We start from the raw sequence: 15,022 nt of genomic DNA, 5'->3' as shown, positions 1-15,022 counted from the left end.
CTTTTTCCTTTAATCCCCCAAACTTTTACAGAGGAGGTCTTTTTGTGAAAAAGTGGCTATTTCTTTTGGTACTACCGTTAGTCTTTTTGTTGTTCAACTGTGCCGCACCGGTTGTACCAGTAACGTATGACATTCAGGGTACAGTAAAATTATGGGACGGCACACCTTTATCTAATGTTACTGTTAAGGCAGGCACTCAGCAAGCAACGACCGACTCAAATGGAAACTGGTCTATCACTGGTTTGAGTGTTGCGGTAACGGTGTCTGCCGAACTGGATGACTATTACATAGTAGTCTCTGGTACAGTTAGCCCGACAAAACAGGTATCGAGTACTTCAACGATAAACTTTACAGCGTACTCTGAAACTCAAGATTTTGCTGGAGGAAACGGGACGCAGAACGATCCATATATCATCGTGACAGCCCAGCAATTGAATAATATCAGAAATAACCTTGACAAACATTTCAAGCAGATCAAGAATATAGATTTAAATGATTTGAAAAACAAGTTAGACCCACTTGTTTCAAATTGGGAACCAGTTGGCCATGATTTTCCAGTTAGTCCGGGACCGTTTACGGGCAGCTATGATGGCATGGGATTTGAGATTCAAAACATGGTTGTTTTGAGCGATGTAGATGATTATTCTGGCTTTTTTGGTGTTGTGTCTGAGGCGAATATAAGAAATATTGTGTTTACCAATGCGCATGTCGAATATGATGCATTTTATTCAGGTATATTTGCTGGATATATATCCGACAGTCTGATCGACAAGGTAATCATCCAAGGTTCATTTATATCAAAATCTACCCACGTCGGAGGTTTTGCTGGTTTTACCAGTAGTTCGACTATCACAGACTGTGAAGTGAAAAACACACAAATAAATGCTTCTGGCGATTCAAGCAACTACTTGGGTGGATTTGTTGCAGATGCTAATGCTACATGGTTTGAAAATTGCTCGGTGAATGATGTTGATATCATTGGTCCAAATAGTATTGAAGAAGTCGGAGGCTTTGCCAGTTCATCCAATATAAGTGGTTTTAAAAACTGTTCCTTTAATGGAACAATCGATGCGACGGGTACATACATAGGCGGTTTTGCCGGTTATATTGAATGGTACGAAAGTGAGATAGGACAGATGAATTTTGATTCTTTCGAAGATTGTTCAGTATCAGGCCAGATCTTTGCAAGGAGAAATCCATCAGAAATGAGTGGCTATGTTGGAGGTTTTGCAGGTTCAACTATTTCTTCATTAAATTTTATAAACTGTACTGTTGAAATGGATATTCAAGTGAATTTTCAAAGTACAAAAATTGGAGGTTTTGTCGCAGGGATTTCGGGAGAAGGTGAGAAGTTTCTAAGATGTTCCTTTGAAGGTTCTATCACTGCGAACGATGAATTTATGGATATCTTTGGCTTTGGCTTCACGGGTACAAAGGCATCGTTTGAAGAATGTTTCACAAGATTTGATATTCAAGCATTAAACAGTGCTGAAATATCTGGTTTCTTAGGAATGACCGATGGCACAGATATCTCTATGAAAAACTGTTATGCGAAAGGAACGGTAAGTTCAGGAGATGGTTCAACAACTGTAGGATTTATTGTAATGAATACAATTGGAGAACATCCATCTGTTGAAAACTGTTATTCTGCAGTTGAAGATATCGATTATGGTTTTGTCCGGAATTTTTCAGGTACCGTTGTAGATACCACAAATTGCTTTTTTGACTCAAGTATCTCTGGTCATACAAATGATTTTTCAGATGCTTTAGAAAAAACGACAACTCAAATGAAATCTCAAAACACCTACACAAATTGGGATTTTGATAATGTCTGGACAATAAATTCGGCAATTAACGATGGTTACCCACATCTACAGTGGGAAAATTAAAGCATTAAAACCAATCGGGGCGGTGTGAAAGCACCGTCCTTTTTTGAATAATAGTATAATGATTCTGGTGATGTGATGAGTGATTTTAGAGAACTTCGACGTAAGGATAGAGCGATAGACTCTTCTTGGGCGATATCGATACTGAAAAAAGCCGATTTTGGTATTCTTTGTACCCATGATGGATCTTATCCCTATGGTGTTCCTGTCAATTATTTTTATGAAGATGGAGTAATCTACATACATTCTGCAAAAGAGGGACATAAGATAGATAACATAAAGGCCAACAACAAGGTGTGCTTTGTGGTCGTTGGAAGTTGTCAAGTTATTCCGCATGAGTTTTCCACAAAGTACGAGAGTGTGGTTGTCTTTGGGAAGGCTGAACTTCTGCAGGATAAAGATGTTATTGAGCCATTGAGAAAGATCGTACAAAAGTACAGTTCACGTTATGCAGAACAGGCAGAAAAGGTTATAGAACAATATTTGAAAGCCACATACATAATCAAGATCAACATAGAACACATCCAAGGTAAGGCAAGAAATTAATCAAAAAGCACTCTGCGAATCATTGGATCGTTTATGCTGTAGATCTTCTTTCCATCTTTGTAATTAACTTCTAAAAACCCCATTTTTTGAAGTGAAGCGAGGTTGTTACTGAGTGTCTGGTCCGTCATGGGACCAAAACGCGCTTCGACAAAGTTCTTCACTTGGCTGAATGTTTCTGCTCCAAAGCCAATGGCTTTCAGAACAAATATATAATTTTCAGATCTCAATCGAAGAGCTTCGAGCTCTTTTTTGACTATCTTTATGGCGGATTTTTCTGTTTCCTGCAAAGCATTTTCCCAGTCCTTAGTTGTATATACTGTATAACCGTATATAGAAAGATATCCAGTTATGCCATCTAATAAATCAACTGCTTTTTCGATCTTTTCGATCGATGGTTCTATACCGATTTGCTTGAAACCCTCGATGAGAAATTCAATCGATTCAGACCTTTGAAATCTCTCAAGCAATAACTTGTGGACATATCTTCCAAAGAGTGGTGAATTTGCATCTTCTAAATTCAAAAAATCATGTAATACACCTAATTCGGAACCCGTTAATACAACGACTATGTTTTCAAGATTGTCGTATACATGTGCCATGAGATTCAACAGGTCCTTTCCTCCTCTGCCGTAGAATCTCAAAACTTGAGCTTCGTCGAAGGCAATGAACAACTTTGAATCTTTCTTTTTCAAGGCTTTGTTGATCAACTCAAGATAGTCCTGTAAGTTTCGATCTTTCTGAAGTTTTTCAAAATTTATTTCAACACCAGCTACATTTATCTTTGCAAGCATTTTGAAAATTCCTTTGTTTTTTTGAACGATATTCTCAAATTCAGTCACAAGCTTCTTTTCAAATGAAATCCTGTCAAATTTGTTTATTTTTTCATATATTCTGCAATCTACAAAAACTGTCGAATGACCTTGATTTTTCATCTGTTCAAGAAACACCTTCAGTACAGATGTTTTACCTACTCTTCTTATACCAGTTATGAGAATGATTCTTGCTGTCTTTGAATATTCATTCAGTTTTGATAGCTCTTTCTGACGATTGTACAAATTTTCTTTCGAACTCTTCGGTGTCAATGAAAAGTACATAACTCAACCCCCCTTGAGTAACTCAACCCCATTTGAGTAAATATATTATACTACTTTCCTTTAGGAGTACTTACTCATTGTGCAGAAAAATTTTTCAGGAGGGTAGTATTTGGCAGAAAAGCAAAAAAAGAAGGGCAGACTAAAGGCCTTTCTTAAAATAATTATCATAGCCATTTTTATAAGCTTTACTGTGCTTGTATATGGATATTTTGTTTTCGAATACAATAGAATAAAAGGCCTTTCCATGAACCCAATCGAGGACTGGAAAAGTTATTTTGCCTTTCTCCTTTCGAAAATTCCTTATGTCAACAAATACGTTAAGTACGAGCCACTTCAAATACTCTCTCCTGCAGAATACTTTCAGGATATTTCAAAGGCGGCTTCACAAAGAGCACAGCAAATACTTGAAGAGGCAAAAAAGACAAAGACTCAAGCCGAGGAACAATTGAAACTCGTTGAAGCAGAAAGAAAGATTGTCATTGAGATGAGAAAAAACTGGGAAGACAGATTACTTCAAGTCGAAGCAGCTATAAAAAAACTTCAGAATCCAGAAGATATAAAGAAGATCAGTGAAACAATCTCTAATGCAGATCCAGCGGCTATCGCTCCAGTTCTTGCCAGCGATGCTTATACAATCGATTCCATAGCTGCCGCTTTGACGGGGCTTTCATCTGACCTGAGAGCCGATGTGCTGACTGAACTTGGAAGACTAAACCCGGCGAAAGCGGCTCAGGTGATGAACAAAATAGCATCGGTTGAAGGTATACTCAGAGATTTGGAAGAAAGGCAAAAACAACTCGAACAAAGGCAAAAACAGATCACAGAGGAATTATCTTCGTTGATCGATGCAAAAGTGGTGAAAGATCTGTCGATAGAATTTTTGAACCAGTTCACAGATGAACAGATATTGCAAATGATTGATTCTCTTTCATTGGATGAAAATTCCGTGACGGTGATACTCTCAATTCTAAAACAAGAAAGATCCAAAGAGATACTTAAAAAACTCAAAGATCAAAAACCAGAACTCTTCCAAAAACTGGTACTAAAGGGGGTGAACCTATAACAACCCAACCTATTTCAAACAACGAATTCCCAGAACAAAAACCGGTGAAATCATCGACTTCAGCCTCCTTTGCTGCTATCTTGCAGTTAGTCAAGACCAAGGTGCAGCAGGGACAGATAACTGTGCCAGATTTTATCAAAGTGGTTGACAAGCAGCAAAAGGATGAAACTACTACTACTACAAACCAAAAAGATCTCAAAGCTTCCACTCAACTGACCGAGATCATTAAACAAATTCAGTCAAAGATACCCGCTGAAATCCCAAACGAGTCAGAAGTCTCATCAGACAAAGGAGAAAAAATTCATTCACAAGAACAAGAACAAACGAAAATACTATCCCAATTTGTTACAAAATCTGAAGATAAAAAACCATCTAATCAAGAACAGATAAAAAATCTCTCTTCACAAAAAAATGAATCACCTGGTCCCGATAACTCGAAAACAGAGCAAATCAAAACAACTCAGACTAATAATTCTGAGCAGAATATCAAGACCATGCCGGATATCCAAAAATCTGTAGCTAAAACTCATCAAGACAATCAGCAAAGCCAACAGATAACAAAGAAACAGGAAAATATTCAGGCTAATCAACAAAATCCCACTCAACAACTTATCAAAAAGACAAATGAGTCAACTCAGAAAGATCGACTAACCAACGAATCTCTTCAAATAATTGATCAAAAAAATATCAAAGATAGTACATCAATCCAAAAACAACTGAACGATATATCCAGCTCGAATATACAAAAACAAAACAATTCACAGATGACTCTGAACAACAAAGATAATCAGAATGTTTTCAACACAATTATAGATCAGAATAATACCCAACGACAAACAAACAAAACTGTATCAGTAAACGACAAAACAATCGTGAATATCGAACAGGTAAATCTACCATCACAGACAAATCACACAAGTTTTGTCATGCCACAAACCAAGACACAATCCAACTCACAAAAGATCAATACAGTACAAGAAAATTCAGAGATCAGAATCATAGATGATAAACTACACAAAAACATTCTAAATGAAGTCACAAAAAAACAAACAGACACAGATCTCAAATCACAGTCATTTTCTACAAATACTCAAGAGCAGAACATAGGATCTTCGAAGATGTCGGTAAATATGATTCAATCTTCGAAAGATACAGATACCAAACTCAATAAAACAAATCTCAAGTCAGACCAAGCGATCGCTCAAAGCCAACAGAAGATGGCACTTTCCAGAGATATCGTTGATTATCTTGTCAATCAATCTCAAGTAGATACTCAAAATGTATCTGAAAACCTTGAAAAAATAAAAGATAAACCTGTAAAAAAGATCAACCAACAAACCGTAATACTGGCTGAGAACATAGTATCAAACAAAACCTCTGAACAATCTTCTACACAAGCAACTACTGTAACGTTCAAACAAGCACAGGTCATCATAAGAAATGCCCTTGTTCAAATTCAAGACAGTACAAGTGAATTTACGCAATTCAAACAAATCAAGAGGGAGTTGCCAGACCAACTGAAAACTTCACAGCCTATAAAGATAGAAAACTTCAAACTCGAAATAGCAAGGGATTTGAAAAAAGAATCACCTCAAATTACTCAGCAACCACAAATGGAGAAGTTGGAACAAACCGAACAAGTAAAAGAGCTCTTGAACACCAAACTCGCTCGAAAGACATATGAAAATGAACAACCAGTTCAAAGTCATCAAGAATATCAGAAAAATATTGACTCTGTAATAGTTCGTGTGGAACAAGAACAAAGAAGTTCGAACATTCAAACCATCGTTGATACGATAAAACAAATGCAAGATAGTTTCACAGAAAAAGCGACAGTAGATCTCTCTCCACCAAATCTTGGAAAGGTTGAAATCGAGATCATTAAACAACAAGACAAACTCTTGATCACTCTAAAGGTTGCAACAGATGAAACAAAAGAAATACTCGAAAAAAGTTCCAAAGATCTTGTTTCAAGGTTGAATACACTTGGTTTTAAGGTTGAGCAAGTAGAGGTGAAGACACCACAAAAATTGGAAGAAGATCAGTTGACTAAGGATCAAGGACAAGACCATCATCAAAATGAAAAAAGGCACAAAAAACAACAAGAGGAGGTGAATGAAGATGATCAACGCGATTGATTATTCATACTCAACCTATACAACAACCCAGAGAACGGCGAGTAATACCCTTGACAAAGAAGCCTTTCTTCTATTGTTGATTACTGAATTGAAAAATCAAAATCCACTCGATCCAATGGACAACAAAGACTTTATCGCTCAACTGACACAGTTTTCGACACTTGAGCAGATAACCAATATGACCGAATCGATTCAAAATTTCCTGACGCTTCAAGAGGGAGCATTTCAGGCACAAGCGGCATCGTTGATAGGAAAATACGCAGTTGTTCAAACAGATCAGATAGCTGTAAGCGATGGCACAGCAGAGAGTATTGTTTTTGAGTTGGATGAAGCAGCCCCTGTGGTCATACGCATCTACGATTCAAACGGAAATCTTGTGAAGGAAGCCACCTCGAGCTCTCTTGACGCAGGAACACATGCCTATGTTTGGGATGCGAGAGATAGCAGTGGTTTGACCGTGTCAGATGGTACGTATACTTACACCGTTTCAAAAATCAACTCAGACGGCAGCGAGACAGAAATCGGCGGAGTTGAAGGTGGCAAGATCGAATCGGTGAAGTTCAGAAATAATCAGATATACGTGTACATCGGTGGAAAAGAGTATCCTCTTGCTTCAATCGTTGAGATAATGGAGGAGGGTGATAACACATGATGCGCTCAATGTTCAGTGGCGTTGCTGGAATGAAAAACTTCCAGTATTCAATCGACGTAGTTGGTAATAATATTGCAAATGTGAACACAGTGGGTTTCAAGGGTTCCCGTGTGACTTTTCAAACGGCACTTTTACAAACAATGAAAGCGGCAAGAAGCCCACAAAACAACATTGGTGGAACCAATCCTATTCAAATCGGTCTTGGTTCACAACTTGCAACCGTTGATAAGATAATGACCCAAGGTTCATTCGAAAATACTGGTAATGGGACAGATCTCGCTATAGAAGGGGATGGATTCTTCGTTTTGAGTAATGGCAGCCAATATTACTATACAAGAGCCGGTGCCATGACCGTTGATTCGAATGGCACACTCATACAAAGCTCTACTGGTCTTAAGGTTCAAGGTTGGAGCGCAATACAAGATCCAACTACCGGTATAAGGTATGTTGACACCAATAGACCCATCGGTGATATTACAATAAGTGCTGGTATGACTATGCCAGCGAATGCGACAACTAATGCAACGATCGCAGGAAATTTAAACTCAAGAGTCGGACCAATACCTTTTTCAATGACAGTAACTGACACGACAAACAACACCGACTACACCGTTAGATTTGTCTTCTCAAGAACAAGTGCAGATTTTGTTAGACAAACCGATCCTTTCAGTAAATCTCAGAGCTACACATGGGACCTTTATGGTGAAGATGGGAAGGTAAAAGCCGTAGGGTTTATGGTACTCAATGAATTTGGTAGGGTTGAAAGTTCTGGTACGGCTTATCAAGCAACTGCATCAGCTGATGGTCGATTGACAAACACAGATTTCGGTGGGAATATACCAAGCGATGGAATATATTACACAGTTGTCAAAGACGAAAATGGACAAATAATCTACGAGGGTAATGTGAATATTACTGGTAGTAATTTTACCATACCTGACATAGTTAATGGGGGAAGATACTTCGTAATCTTTGGAAACGCGAGTGCCGGCGATGAAGTCACACTTGGTGGCGATGCCACTATTTCAATTCCCACTGCTGGTGAAGCAAGATTTTATGAATCAGACAATCCTTCAAATTTCTCAACGCTTCAGTATGAAAGTCCAAAATATGTCACAGCAGTTCAAATGTATGACTCACTCGGGAATCCTTACTCTGTATATCTTGAGTTCACAAGAATAGGTCAATTCGGTAATATGCAAAATGCTTGGCTTTGGAGGGCTTATACGGCGAGTGGCGAACCAATCAGTTATGTCGATGCAAATGGACAGACTACAGTTGGAATAAACAATTACGTTGGAGGCATTGTAAATTTCAACGAATCTGGAAGAATCAGTGGAATGTATGGTATTACGTGGGATGGAACGACGCTCAATGTGAGTAATACTGAATTGAGAACGATAGAATTTGATGCAGCGCATATGGGTGATAGTACAGTAAAGGCTACGATCGATTTCACATCTCTGACTCAATTTTCCGGAAGCAATTCTGCTGCTTTCACTTACCAGAATGGTAATGCCCTTGGAACATTGCAGTCCTTTGCCATAAACGAAAATGGTGAAATAATAGGTACCTTCAGTAATGGTCTGACAGATATTCTTGGTCAAATAGCGCTTGCCGTTTTCAACAACCCGTCAGGTCTCACAGAAATAGGAAATTCATTGTATGTTGTATCTGCAAATAGTGGTCTTGCACAGATAGGAACCGCTGGAAGTGGCGGAAGAGGCACACTGATCCCGGGAGCCCTTGAGATGTCCAATGTCGATCTTGCAGAGGAATTTACGAAAATGATCATAGCTCAGCGTGGTTTTCAAGCAAATGCAAGAGTCATAACGACAGCAGACACGATTTTAGGTGAACTCGTCGCACTGAGGAGATAAAGGTGAATTTTGATGATATGGCTTACACATTTGCGGGGTAAACAATTTGTTTTAAATGCCGAAATGATCGAATCGATTGAAGCACTGCCAGATACAACTATTACATTGTTCAATGGCAGAAAATATATAGTTCAAGAAAGAGTCGAGGAAGTCGTCTCAAAAGTGATAGAATACAAAAAGCAAGCATATCCAGTACTTGATATTCTAAAATACTTACCTCGGCAGTAGGTAGGTGATTAGATGGATATTTCGACGATTCTCGGTATAGGTCTGGCTTTTGGAATGATTGCCTTTGGAATTATCTCAAACCAGTCTTCTTTGATGACCTATTACAACTTGCCATCGCTCTTCATAACGGTTGGTGGGGCATTGGCTTCCACTATTGCCTCACATCCGAAGGAGAAAAGTTTCAGGATTATCCAGGTCATGTTGTCTACTATTAAAGAACCGAAGGTTGATAACATAGGGCTTGTTAGAACACTCGTATCTTTCTCTGAAAAGGCAAGGCGAGAAGGACTGTTGTCTTTGGAAGAGAACCTGAACGAAATAGAAGATCCTTTTATGAAAAAGGCAGTCCAACTCGTCATAGATGGAACCGATCCAGATCTTCTAAGGAGCATGATGGAAACGGAGATGGATTTGATCGAAGAAGATTTTGCATCTGAAAAAGCATTGATGGATTCTGCTGGAGCTTTTGCACCGGCTTATGGAATGATAGGAACACTCATAGGTCTCATAGCGATGCTCAAGACTCTGAATAATCCTGAAACACTTGGGCCTGGAATGTCTGTGGCGTTGATAACAACTTTCTACGGCTCCATTCTTTCAAACAGTGTCTTCTTACCGATGGGAGAAAAGATAGGACGTAGAGCTACTAAGATTTTGAGACAAAAACAGATGATCTTGGAAGGGGTCCTTTCAATTCAAGCTGGAGAAAATCCAAGAGTTTTGGAAGAAAAACTCAAATCGTTCTTGAATATCCAGGAAAAAACCGCTTACGAAGCAGCAACCCAGGAGGCAACTGCGTAATGCCAAGAAAAAAGAAACAGCCTGAAGCGCCGAAAGGTAGCTGGCTCACCACATACGGTGACATGGTAACTTTATTGTTGACGTTTTTTGTTCTCTTGTTTGCCATGTCTACCATAAGCCCTGGAAAATTTCAACAGGTTGTGGTTGGAATAAGATCGGCTCTGACCGGTATGCCTCCGAGTGTTCTAACCGGTGGGAAGAGTTTATCGGAAGAGCCGTTGATAACTTCGCAAAGAGGAGTTTATCAAGAACTAATAAGAATTGCTGAAGAGTACAAAGGCAAGATAACTATCCAAGAGAGAGATGAAGGAACGATCATAATCATTCAAGACATGGCATTCTTCGCACCGGGGACGGCGAAATTAACTGTAGAAGCAAAAGAATTATTGGGAAGAATCGGTTCGATCATCATAGAACACACAACGAATGTGCTTCAAGTTTTCGGTTATGCCGATGATCAACCCGTACCAGAAGATTCCATTTATGCATCTAATTGGCACTTGAGTGCCGCGAGGGCATCAAGTGTTGTACAGTTCTTCACAGAGGAATTGAAAAAACGAAGGTCAATAGAGAGATTAGCCGATATCAGAGCAGGCAGATTTGATCCAGAATATTTTTATGATCAACAGAGGTTCTATCCTATAGGAATGGGAGATTGGTCGATAAGAAAAGAGATAGAAGCTTTGCAAAAGAATATAGACAATGAAAAACAACTCGCCGCAATGAAATACCAACAAAATCAAATCGACCAGAGGACATATAATCAAACCATCGCAGAATTGAACAATCAATATTCATCACAGTTAATAAAGCTCAGAAACGAATACAGAAGAATTGATATACTTATAAAGAGAGAAAGGGCAAAGTAGGTGGTTGTATGGCAGATGAAGAAAAAAAGAAAAAAGGTCTGAGCGGTCTGTTAATGATGATACTTATTCCAGCAGTTGTTGCTGTAGGCGCAACAGTAGCAACGATAATGCTTTTGGGCACGAACTTGACCCCCAGGGAACAACAAACTACCACTGTGACCACCCCAACGGAAATAAAGGCAGTTGTCATACAATCTGGAACATACACCACATTCATGCTCAAAGGTGGTAAAGAGGTAGCGGTGATAGATTCACTGAGCTTTACAGTTGCAAGTGATTCGTGTAGAGCTGCTATAGCAGGCAAAAACGATGAAATAATGGATGGGCTAATGTTGATTTTCCTCAGCAAAGAAAAATCTGAACTTAACACAGCTGCCGGGATTGAGCTTTTGAAAAAACAAATAAGGGCTATGGTAAACGAAATCACAGGTTTTACCGGAGAAAGAGAAAGACTCGGTGTTGTGGGAGTTTATCTTTATATCAAAGCCATCAGTTCTGTTGAGTGAGAGGTGATGGCGTGACTGACGTTCTCAGTCAAGAAGAAATAGACAGGCTTTTGCAGGCAGTGAGTTCTGGTGAAGTATCGATAGAAGAGATCAAAAAAGAAGAAGAAAAGAAAATAAAACCCTACGATTTTAGAAGGCCGAGCAAGTTTTCTAAGGAACATATCAGGGTCTTTGATATGATTCACGAAAATTTCGCAAGGTCTGTTTCTACATATCTTTCGGGAAGGGTTCGGACTTTCACAAATATCAACCTCGCGAGTATAGATCAAATATCGTATGAAGAATTCATAAGATCTCTTCCAACACCATCCTTCATAGTGGTATTCACAGCACCAGAATTTGTTGGCAACGCCATTATCGAGATGAACCTTGAAGTGTTCTATACCATATTGGATCTGATTCTCGGTGGTCCTGGTATTCCACATGTAAAACGTACACCATCAGATATAGAAATTTCGATAATGAGGAAAGAGATCATCAATATATTGACGAATCTCGCACAAGCCTGGAGCGAAGTTTATCATTTCGTTCCAAGTATAGAGAGTATTGAAAACAATCCACAATTTGTGCAAATAGCTCCACCAAACGAGATGGTACTCTTGGTATCTTTGTTTGTTAACATAGGTAAGACTGAAGGATTTTTGAATGTGTGTTGGCCTTCTTCATTAACGGAACCGTTCATGGATAGATTGACTTCACGAAGCTGGTTCATCACAAAACGTGAACAAGTCTCCGAAAGGATGCTTGAAGATTTGAAACAGAATATCAAAACGATGAATATTGGTTTGTCTGCGATCCTCGGTGAGACTACACTGACTGTGAAGGAAATACTGGATCTTGAAGTGGGTGATGTGATAAGGTTGAGAACTCATAAAGACGATGAGATCACAGTTGAAGTCCATGGGAAGACGAAGTTTATGGCTCAACCCGGTGTCTTCAAAGGCCATAAGGCTGTGAAGATCACCAGGATCTTGAAGCCGGAGGTGGAAGAAGATGAACAGTGATTTTCTTACACAAGATGAATTGAATGAGCTTTTAAAAGGTTTGAGTGAAGATCTAAACGACGAAGATAAGAAAATAATAACTGAAATCTCTGATATGATAATGAATTCATCTACTGTAGCACTTGGAATAGTAATCGGGAGAGAGGTGAAGATTTCTTTAAAAGAGATATCGAGTAGAGCTTTGAAAGACTTGCTCGATTCAATGGAAGAAGATATGGTTAGTGCTGAAGTAGAATTTGCAGATGGAATAAAAGGCGATATCTTGTTTTTATTTCCACAATCATTAGGAGCTCGCATTGCGGATATGATGATGGGTGGTTCGGGTGAACCTGAGAGTTTTGAGCTTGATGAAGTCAGGATTAGCGCGATAACTGAAACAATGAATCAAATGATGGGAGCTGCTACCACCTCACTCTCCGAGAAAACCAAAAAGAAGATATCAATTGCCAATATGAAAGTCAATCTTCTGAAGAAAGGTTCTCAGGCGTCTTTAGTCTTCAACCCCGTGCAGATATTGGTGTGTGTCACTTACAACCTTGATCTTGAAAATGGTAAATCTTCGACGATGGCAATTCTCTCACCAATTTTATTTTTCAAAGATATCTACAACGTTATACATCCTCAAAAAAGTGAACCAACCAAGGCAAAGAAAGAAGAGACCAAGGTTAAAGTACAACCAGTTCAGTTTCAGGAGTTCGCAAAGCAGGAGGGGACCACTGTGACACCCCCATCGGAATTTTCAGGAAAATTAGAGTTACTCTTAGACGTGCCACTAAAGGTTGTGGTTGAACTTGGACGTGCCAAGATGACACTAAAACAAATTCTCGAGATGAATATCGGATCACTCATAGAACTTGATAAACTCACCGGTGAGCCGGTTGATATACTGGTTAATGGTAGACTCATAGCGAGAGGAGAAGTAGTAGTAGTTGATGAGAATTTCGGTGTTAGAATAACAGAGATAGTCAGTCCAAAACAGAGAATATATTCCATAAGGGAGACGAATGGTGTTTGATGAGAAAAGCAATTATATTTTCGATACTGCTTTTTACGTTTTTAGCTTTAGCGAATCCAATCTTAGATCTTGTAGAAAACATAGCTGGTGCCAGGGACATTTTTATTGAATTCGAACTTGTCATGCATGTGAAAAACCAAGAACAGTTCCAAGAGTCTTCGATTTGTGGGGATCTTGCCATAAGAAATCTCGAGGATTTTTATCTATTGATAAGAGAACCATCGGTCATTTCTCAATTGTCTTTCGCGTATATCTCCAGAACTAAGCGACTTTACTCTTCATTTCCAGGCTATCTGGACATGGAGAATATTGAAATGTCTATCACCGATTTTATGGGAATTTTTCAAAGTATCCTGAGGATAATACAAACTCCCATTGTAATAACGAAATTTGAAGGCGATACTGTGACGATTAATCCATCCACCCTCATCACCGGCAAGTCTACCGATCCTGTTGTCTTCAAGATAAAAATAAAAGACGGTCTAATCCAGGAACTCATATTGACCAATAGGAATGAGAGTGAGTATATAAAGATAAAAATTAACAAAATATCTCTTAACGCTGATGTAGATAAATACTTTCATTTTGTCCGCTGAAACATCAAATTTTCAAGTCCCCAAGAAAACAGCTCCGGAAATCCCCGTGTTGAGAAGTTCTCGTCTGACAATATCTCTGCGTAAGTAATAGTGCCATCAAGAAGGCGTTGAATCTTTGTGAGATATCTCTTCATTTGATCCAAACAGCCTTTGTCCATGAATTCACCATGACCAGGTATGATCCAATCTGCTCTGTATTTTTTCAAATTCTCCAAGGCATTTAACCATTCTTCTAAATCGCTGTCTTGAACGATTTCAGCATGAAAGCCGTTGAAAACAAGATCTCCAGTTATCAGGATCTTCTCTTGCTCAAGGTATACCACCGAGGAATCTGGAGTATGACCACCAACTCGTTTGATCAGAACCTGATTTTGCCAGTATTCATTTTCAAAGGTGATCGAGGCTGGTACCAATTTACTCAGTGTTGGAAGATTTTTCAAGTATTGCTCATCCATCAACATCATCTTTTCACGTGTGAGATTTGAAGAGATTATTTGCATATCTTCAAAAATAAAGTTGCCAAAGGTGTGATCTGGATGATAATGTGTGTTCACCAAAAAGAGAATGTCTTTTTTCAGCGCTTTTTCCACAAATTCACGAATTTTTTGTGCCTTCTCTGGAAATAACGATGTATCAACTATGATTGCACCCTTGGACTGTAGTACTATAACAACATTTGCAGATCCTTCACTCCCTATGACAAAAACCCTATCATTAATCTTCTGAATCATCCAAATCCTCCCA

The 15,022-nt window shown here is 38.9% G+C and carries 15 protein-coding genes; 13 read left to right on the top strand and 2 right to left on the bottom strand.

Translation table 11 applies throughout. The features are described 5' to 3' along the window. The first annotated feature begins 44 nt into the window (after positions 1 to 44). Together TSP02S_RS05875 and TSP02S_RS05870 are read left to right on the top strand one after the other, a co-directional pair. Entirely contained in the window at positions 45 to 1,889 is a 1,845-nt protein-coding gene (locus TSP02S_RS05875) for a carboxypeptidase-like regulatory domain-containing protein (RefSeq protein ID WP_041082627.1), read from the top strand. A 75-nt stretch (positions 1,890 to 1,964) separates the two neighbouring features. Continuing rightward, positions 1,965 to 2,432, top strand: a complete 468-nt coding sequence (locus tag TSP02S_RS05870) for a pyridoxamine 5'-phosphate oxidase family protein (protein WP_041082625.1) — start codon at positions 1,965 to 1,967, stop codon at positions 2,430 to 2,432. Here the strand turns inward: TSP02S_RS05870 and TSP02S_RS05865 are convergent. Further along, positions 2,429 to 3,526: an AAA family ATPase gene (locus tag TSP02S_RS05865; protein ID WP_041082623.1), complete on the bottom strand. Its 1,098-nt coding sequence runs from the start codon at positions 3,524 to 3,526 to the stop codon at positions 2,429 to 2,431. The genes TSP02S_RS05870 and TSP02S_RS05865 overlap by 4 nt on opposite strands. Positions 3,527 to 3,635: 109 nt before the next feature. Between TSP02S_RS05865 and TSP02S_RS05860 the strand changes: the two genes are divergently transcribed. Genes TSP02S_RS05860 through TSP02S_RS05810 form a run of 11 tightly spaced genes read left to right on the top strand, consistent with a single transcriptional unit; the run spans position 3,636 to position 14,278 of the window. Next, positions 3,636 to 4,589, top strand: a complete 954-nt coding sequence (locus tag TSP02S_RS05860; RefSeq protein WP_041082621.1) for a hypothetical protein — start codon at positions 3,636 to 3,638, stop codon at positions 4,587 to 4,589. 44 nt (positions 4,590 to 4,633) lie between these two features. Then, positions 4,634 to 6,727, top strand: a complete 2,094-nt coding sequence (locus TSP02S_RS05855) for a flagellar hook-length control protein FliK (protein WP_144380732.1) — start codon at positions 4,634 to 4,636, stop codon at positions 6,725 to 6,727. Further along, positions 6,711 to 7,379 (top strand): flagellar hook assembly protein FlgD, encoded by a 669-nt coding sequence (locus tag TSP02S_RS05850; RefSeq protein ID WP_041082618.1) that lies wholly within the window; start codon positions 6,711 to 6,713, stop codon positions 7,377 to 7,379. The genes TSP02S_RS05855 and TSP02S_RS05850 overlap by 17 nt, the downstream gene beginning before the upstream one ends. Beyond that, positions 7,376 to 9,259 carry a flagellar hook protein FlgE gene (locus TSP02S_RS05845; RefSeq protein WP_041082616.1) on the top strand — a complete coding sequence of 628 codons (1,884 nt, stop codon included), beginning with the start codon at positions 7,376 to 7,378 and terminating at the stop codon, positions 9,257 to 9,259. The genes TSP02S_RS05850 and TSP02S_RS05845 overlap by 4 nt, the downstream gene beginning before the upstream one ends. Before the next feature lie 12 nt (positions 9,260 to 9,271). After that, positions 9,272 to 9,487, top strand: coding sequence for a flagellar FlbD family protein (locus tag TSP02S_RS05840; protein ID WP_041084151.1), 216 nt, complete (start codon positions 9,272 to 9,274; stop codon positions 9,485 to 9,487). A 12-nt stretch (positions 9,488 to 9,499) separates the two neighbouring features. Next, positions 9,500 to 10,288 (top strand): motility protein A, encoded by a 789-nt coding sequence (locus tag TSP02S_RS05835; RefSeq protein ID WP_041082614.1) that lies wholly within the window; start codon positions 9,500 to 9,502, stop codon positions 10,286 to 10,288. Then, positions 10,288 to 11,157 (top strand): flagellar motor protein MotB, encoded by an 870-nt coding sequence (locus TSP02S_RS05830; protein ID WP_041082612.1) that lies wholly within the window; start codon positions 10,288 to 10,290, stop codon positions 11,155 to 11,157. Before TSP02S_RS05835 ends, TSP02S_RS05830 begins: the two co-directional genes overlap by 1 nt. A gap of 8 nt (positions 11,158 to 11,165) precedes the next feature. Then, complete coding sequence (locus TSP02S_RS05825) at positions 11,166 to 11,663, top strand: flagellar basal body-associated FliL family protein (RefSeq protein WP_041082610.1); 498 nt, start codon at positions 11,166 to 11,168, stop codon at positions 11,661 to 11,663. A gap of 11 nt (positions 11,664 to 11,674) precedes the next feature. Then, on the top strand, positions 11,675 to 12,667 hold the full coding sequence (gene fliM / locus TSP02S_RS05820) for a flagellar motor switch protein FliM (RefSeq protein WP_041084149.1): 993 nt from the start codon (positions 11,675 to 11,677) through the stop codon (positions 12,665 to 12,667). After that, a complete protein-coding gene (fliN, locus tag TSP02S_RS05815; protein WP_041082608.1) occupies positions 12,657 to 13,682 on the top strand; it encodes a flagellar motor switch protein FliN in 1,026 nt (341 codons plus the stop codon). Before fliM ends, fliN begins: the two co-directional genes overlap by 11 nt. Then, positions 13,682 to 14,278, top strand: a complete 597-nt coding sequence (locus TSP02S_RS05810; RefSeq protein WP_144380731.1) for a hypothetical protein — start codon at positions 13,682 to 13,684, stop codon at positions 14,276 to 14,278. Before fliN ends, TSP02S_RS05810 begins: the two co-directional genes overlap by 1 nt. On the opposite strand, the gene TSP02S_RS05805 is transcribed toward TSP02S_RS05810, so the two are convergent. Continuing rightward, a complete protein-coding gene (locus TSP02S_RS05805; RefSeq protein ID WP_041082597.1) occupies positions 14,263 to 15,009 on the bottom strand; it encodes an MBL fold metallo-hydrolase in 747 nt (248 codons plus the stop codon). The genes TSP02S_RS05810 and TSP02S_RS05805 overlap by 16 nt on opposite strands. Between the last annotated feature and the right edge of the window lie 13 nt (positions 15,010 to 15,022).

The organism is Thermotoga profunda AZM34c06 (assembly GCF_000828675.1).
Taxonomy (GTDB): domain Bacteria; phylum Thermotogota; class Thermotogae; order Thermotogales; family DSM-5069; genus Pseudothermotoga_B; species Pseudothermotoga_B profunda.
This window is presented reverse-complemented; position numbering and strand designations above follow the sequence as displayed.

Excerpts from the sequence above, each read along its gene's own strand:
- TSP02S_RS05830 (WP_041082612.1), top strand. The coding sequence starts at position 10,288 with ATGCCAAGAAAAAAGAAACAGCCTGAAGCGCCGAAAGGTAGCTGGCTC.
- TSP02S_RS05805 (WP_041082597.1), bottom strand. The coding sequence starts at position 15,009 with ATGATTCAGAAGATTAATGATAGGGTTTTTGTCATAGGGAGTGAAGGA.
- TSP02S_RS05840 (WP_041084151.1), top strand. The coding sequence starts at position 9,272 with ATGATATGGCTTACACATTTGCGGGGTAAACAATTTGTTTTAAATGCC.
- TSP02S_RS05810 (WP_144380731.1), top strand. The coding sequence starts at position 13,682 with ATGAGAAAAGCAATTATATTTTCGATACTGCTTTTTACGTTTTTAGCT.
- TSP02S_RS05865 (WP_041082623.1), bottom strand. The coding sequence starts at position 3,526 with ATGTACTTTTCATTGACACCGAAGAGTTCGAAAGAAAATTTGTACAAT.
- TSP02S_RS05870 (WP_041082625.1), top strand. The coding sequence starts at position 1,965 with ATGAGTGATTTTAGAGAACTTCGACGTAAGGATAGAGCGATAGACTCT.
- fliN (WP_041082608.1), top strand. The coding sequence starts at position 12,657 with ATGAACAGTGATTTTCTTACACAAGATGAATTGAATGAGCTTTTAAAA.
- TSP02S_RS05825 (WP_041082610.1), top strand. The coding sequence starts at position 11,166 with ATGGCAGATGAAGAAAAAAAGAAAAAAGGTCTGAGCGGTCTGTTAATG.
- TSP02S_RS05845 (WP_041082616.1), top strand. The coding sequence starts at position 7,376 with ATGATGCGCTCAATGTTCAGTGGCGTTGCTGGAATGAAAAACTTCCAG.
- TSP02S_RS05835 (WP_041082614.1), top strand. The coding sequence starts at position 9,500 with ATGGATATTTCGACGATTCTCGGTATAGGTCTGGCTTTTGGAATGATT.
- TSP02S_RS05850 (WP_041082618.1), top strand. The coding sequence starts at position 6,711 with ATGATCAACGCGATTGATTATTCATACTCAACCTATACAACAACCCAG.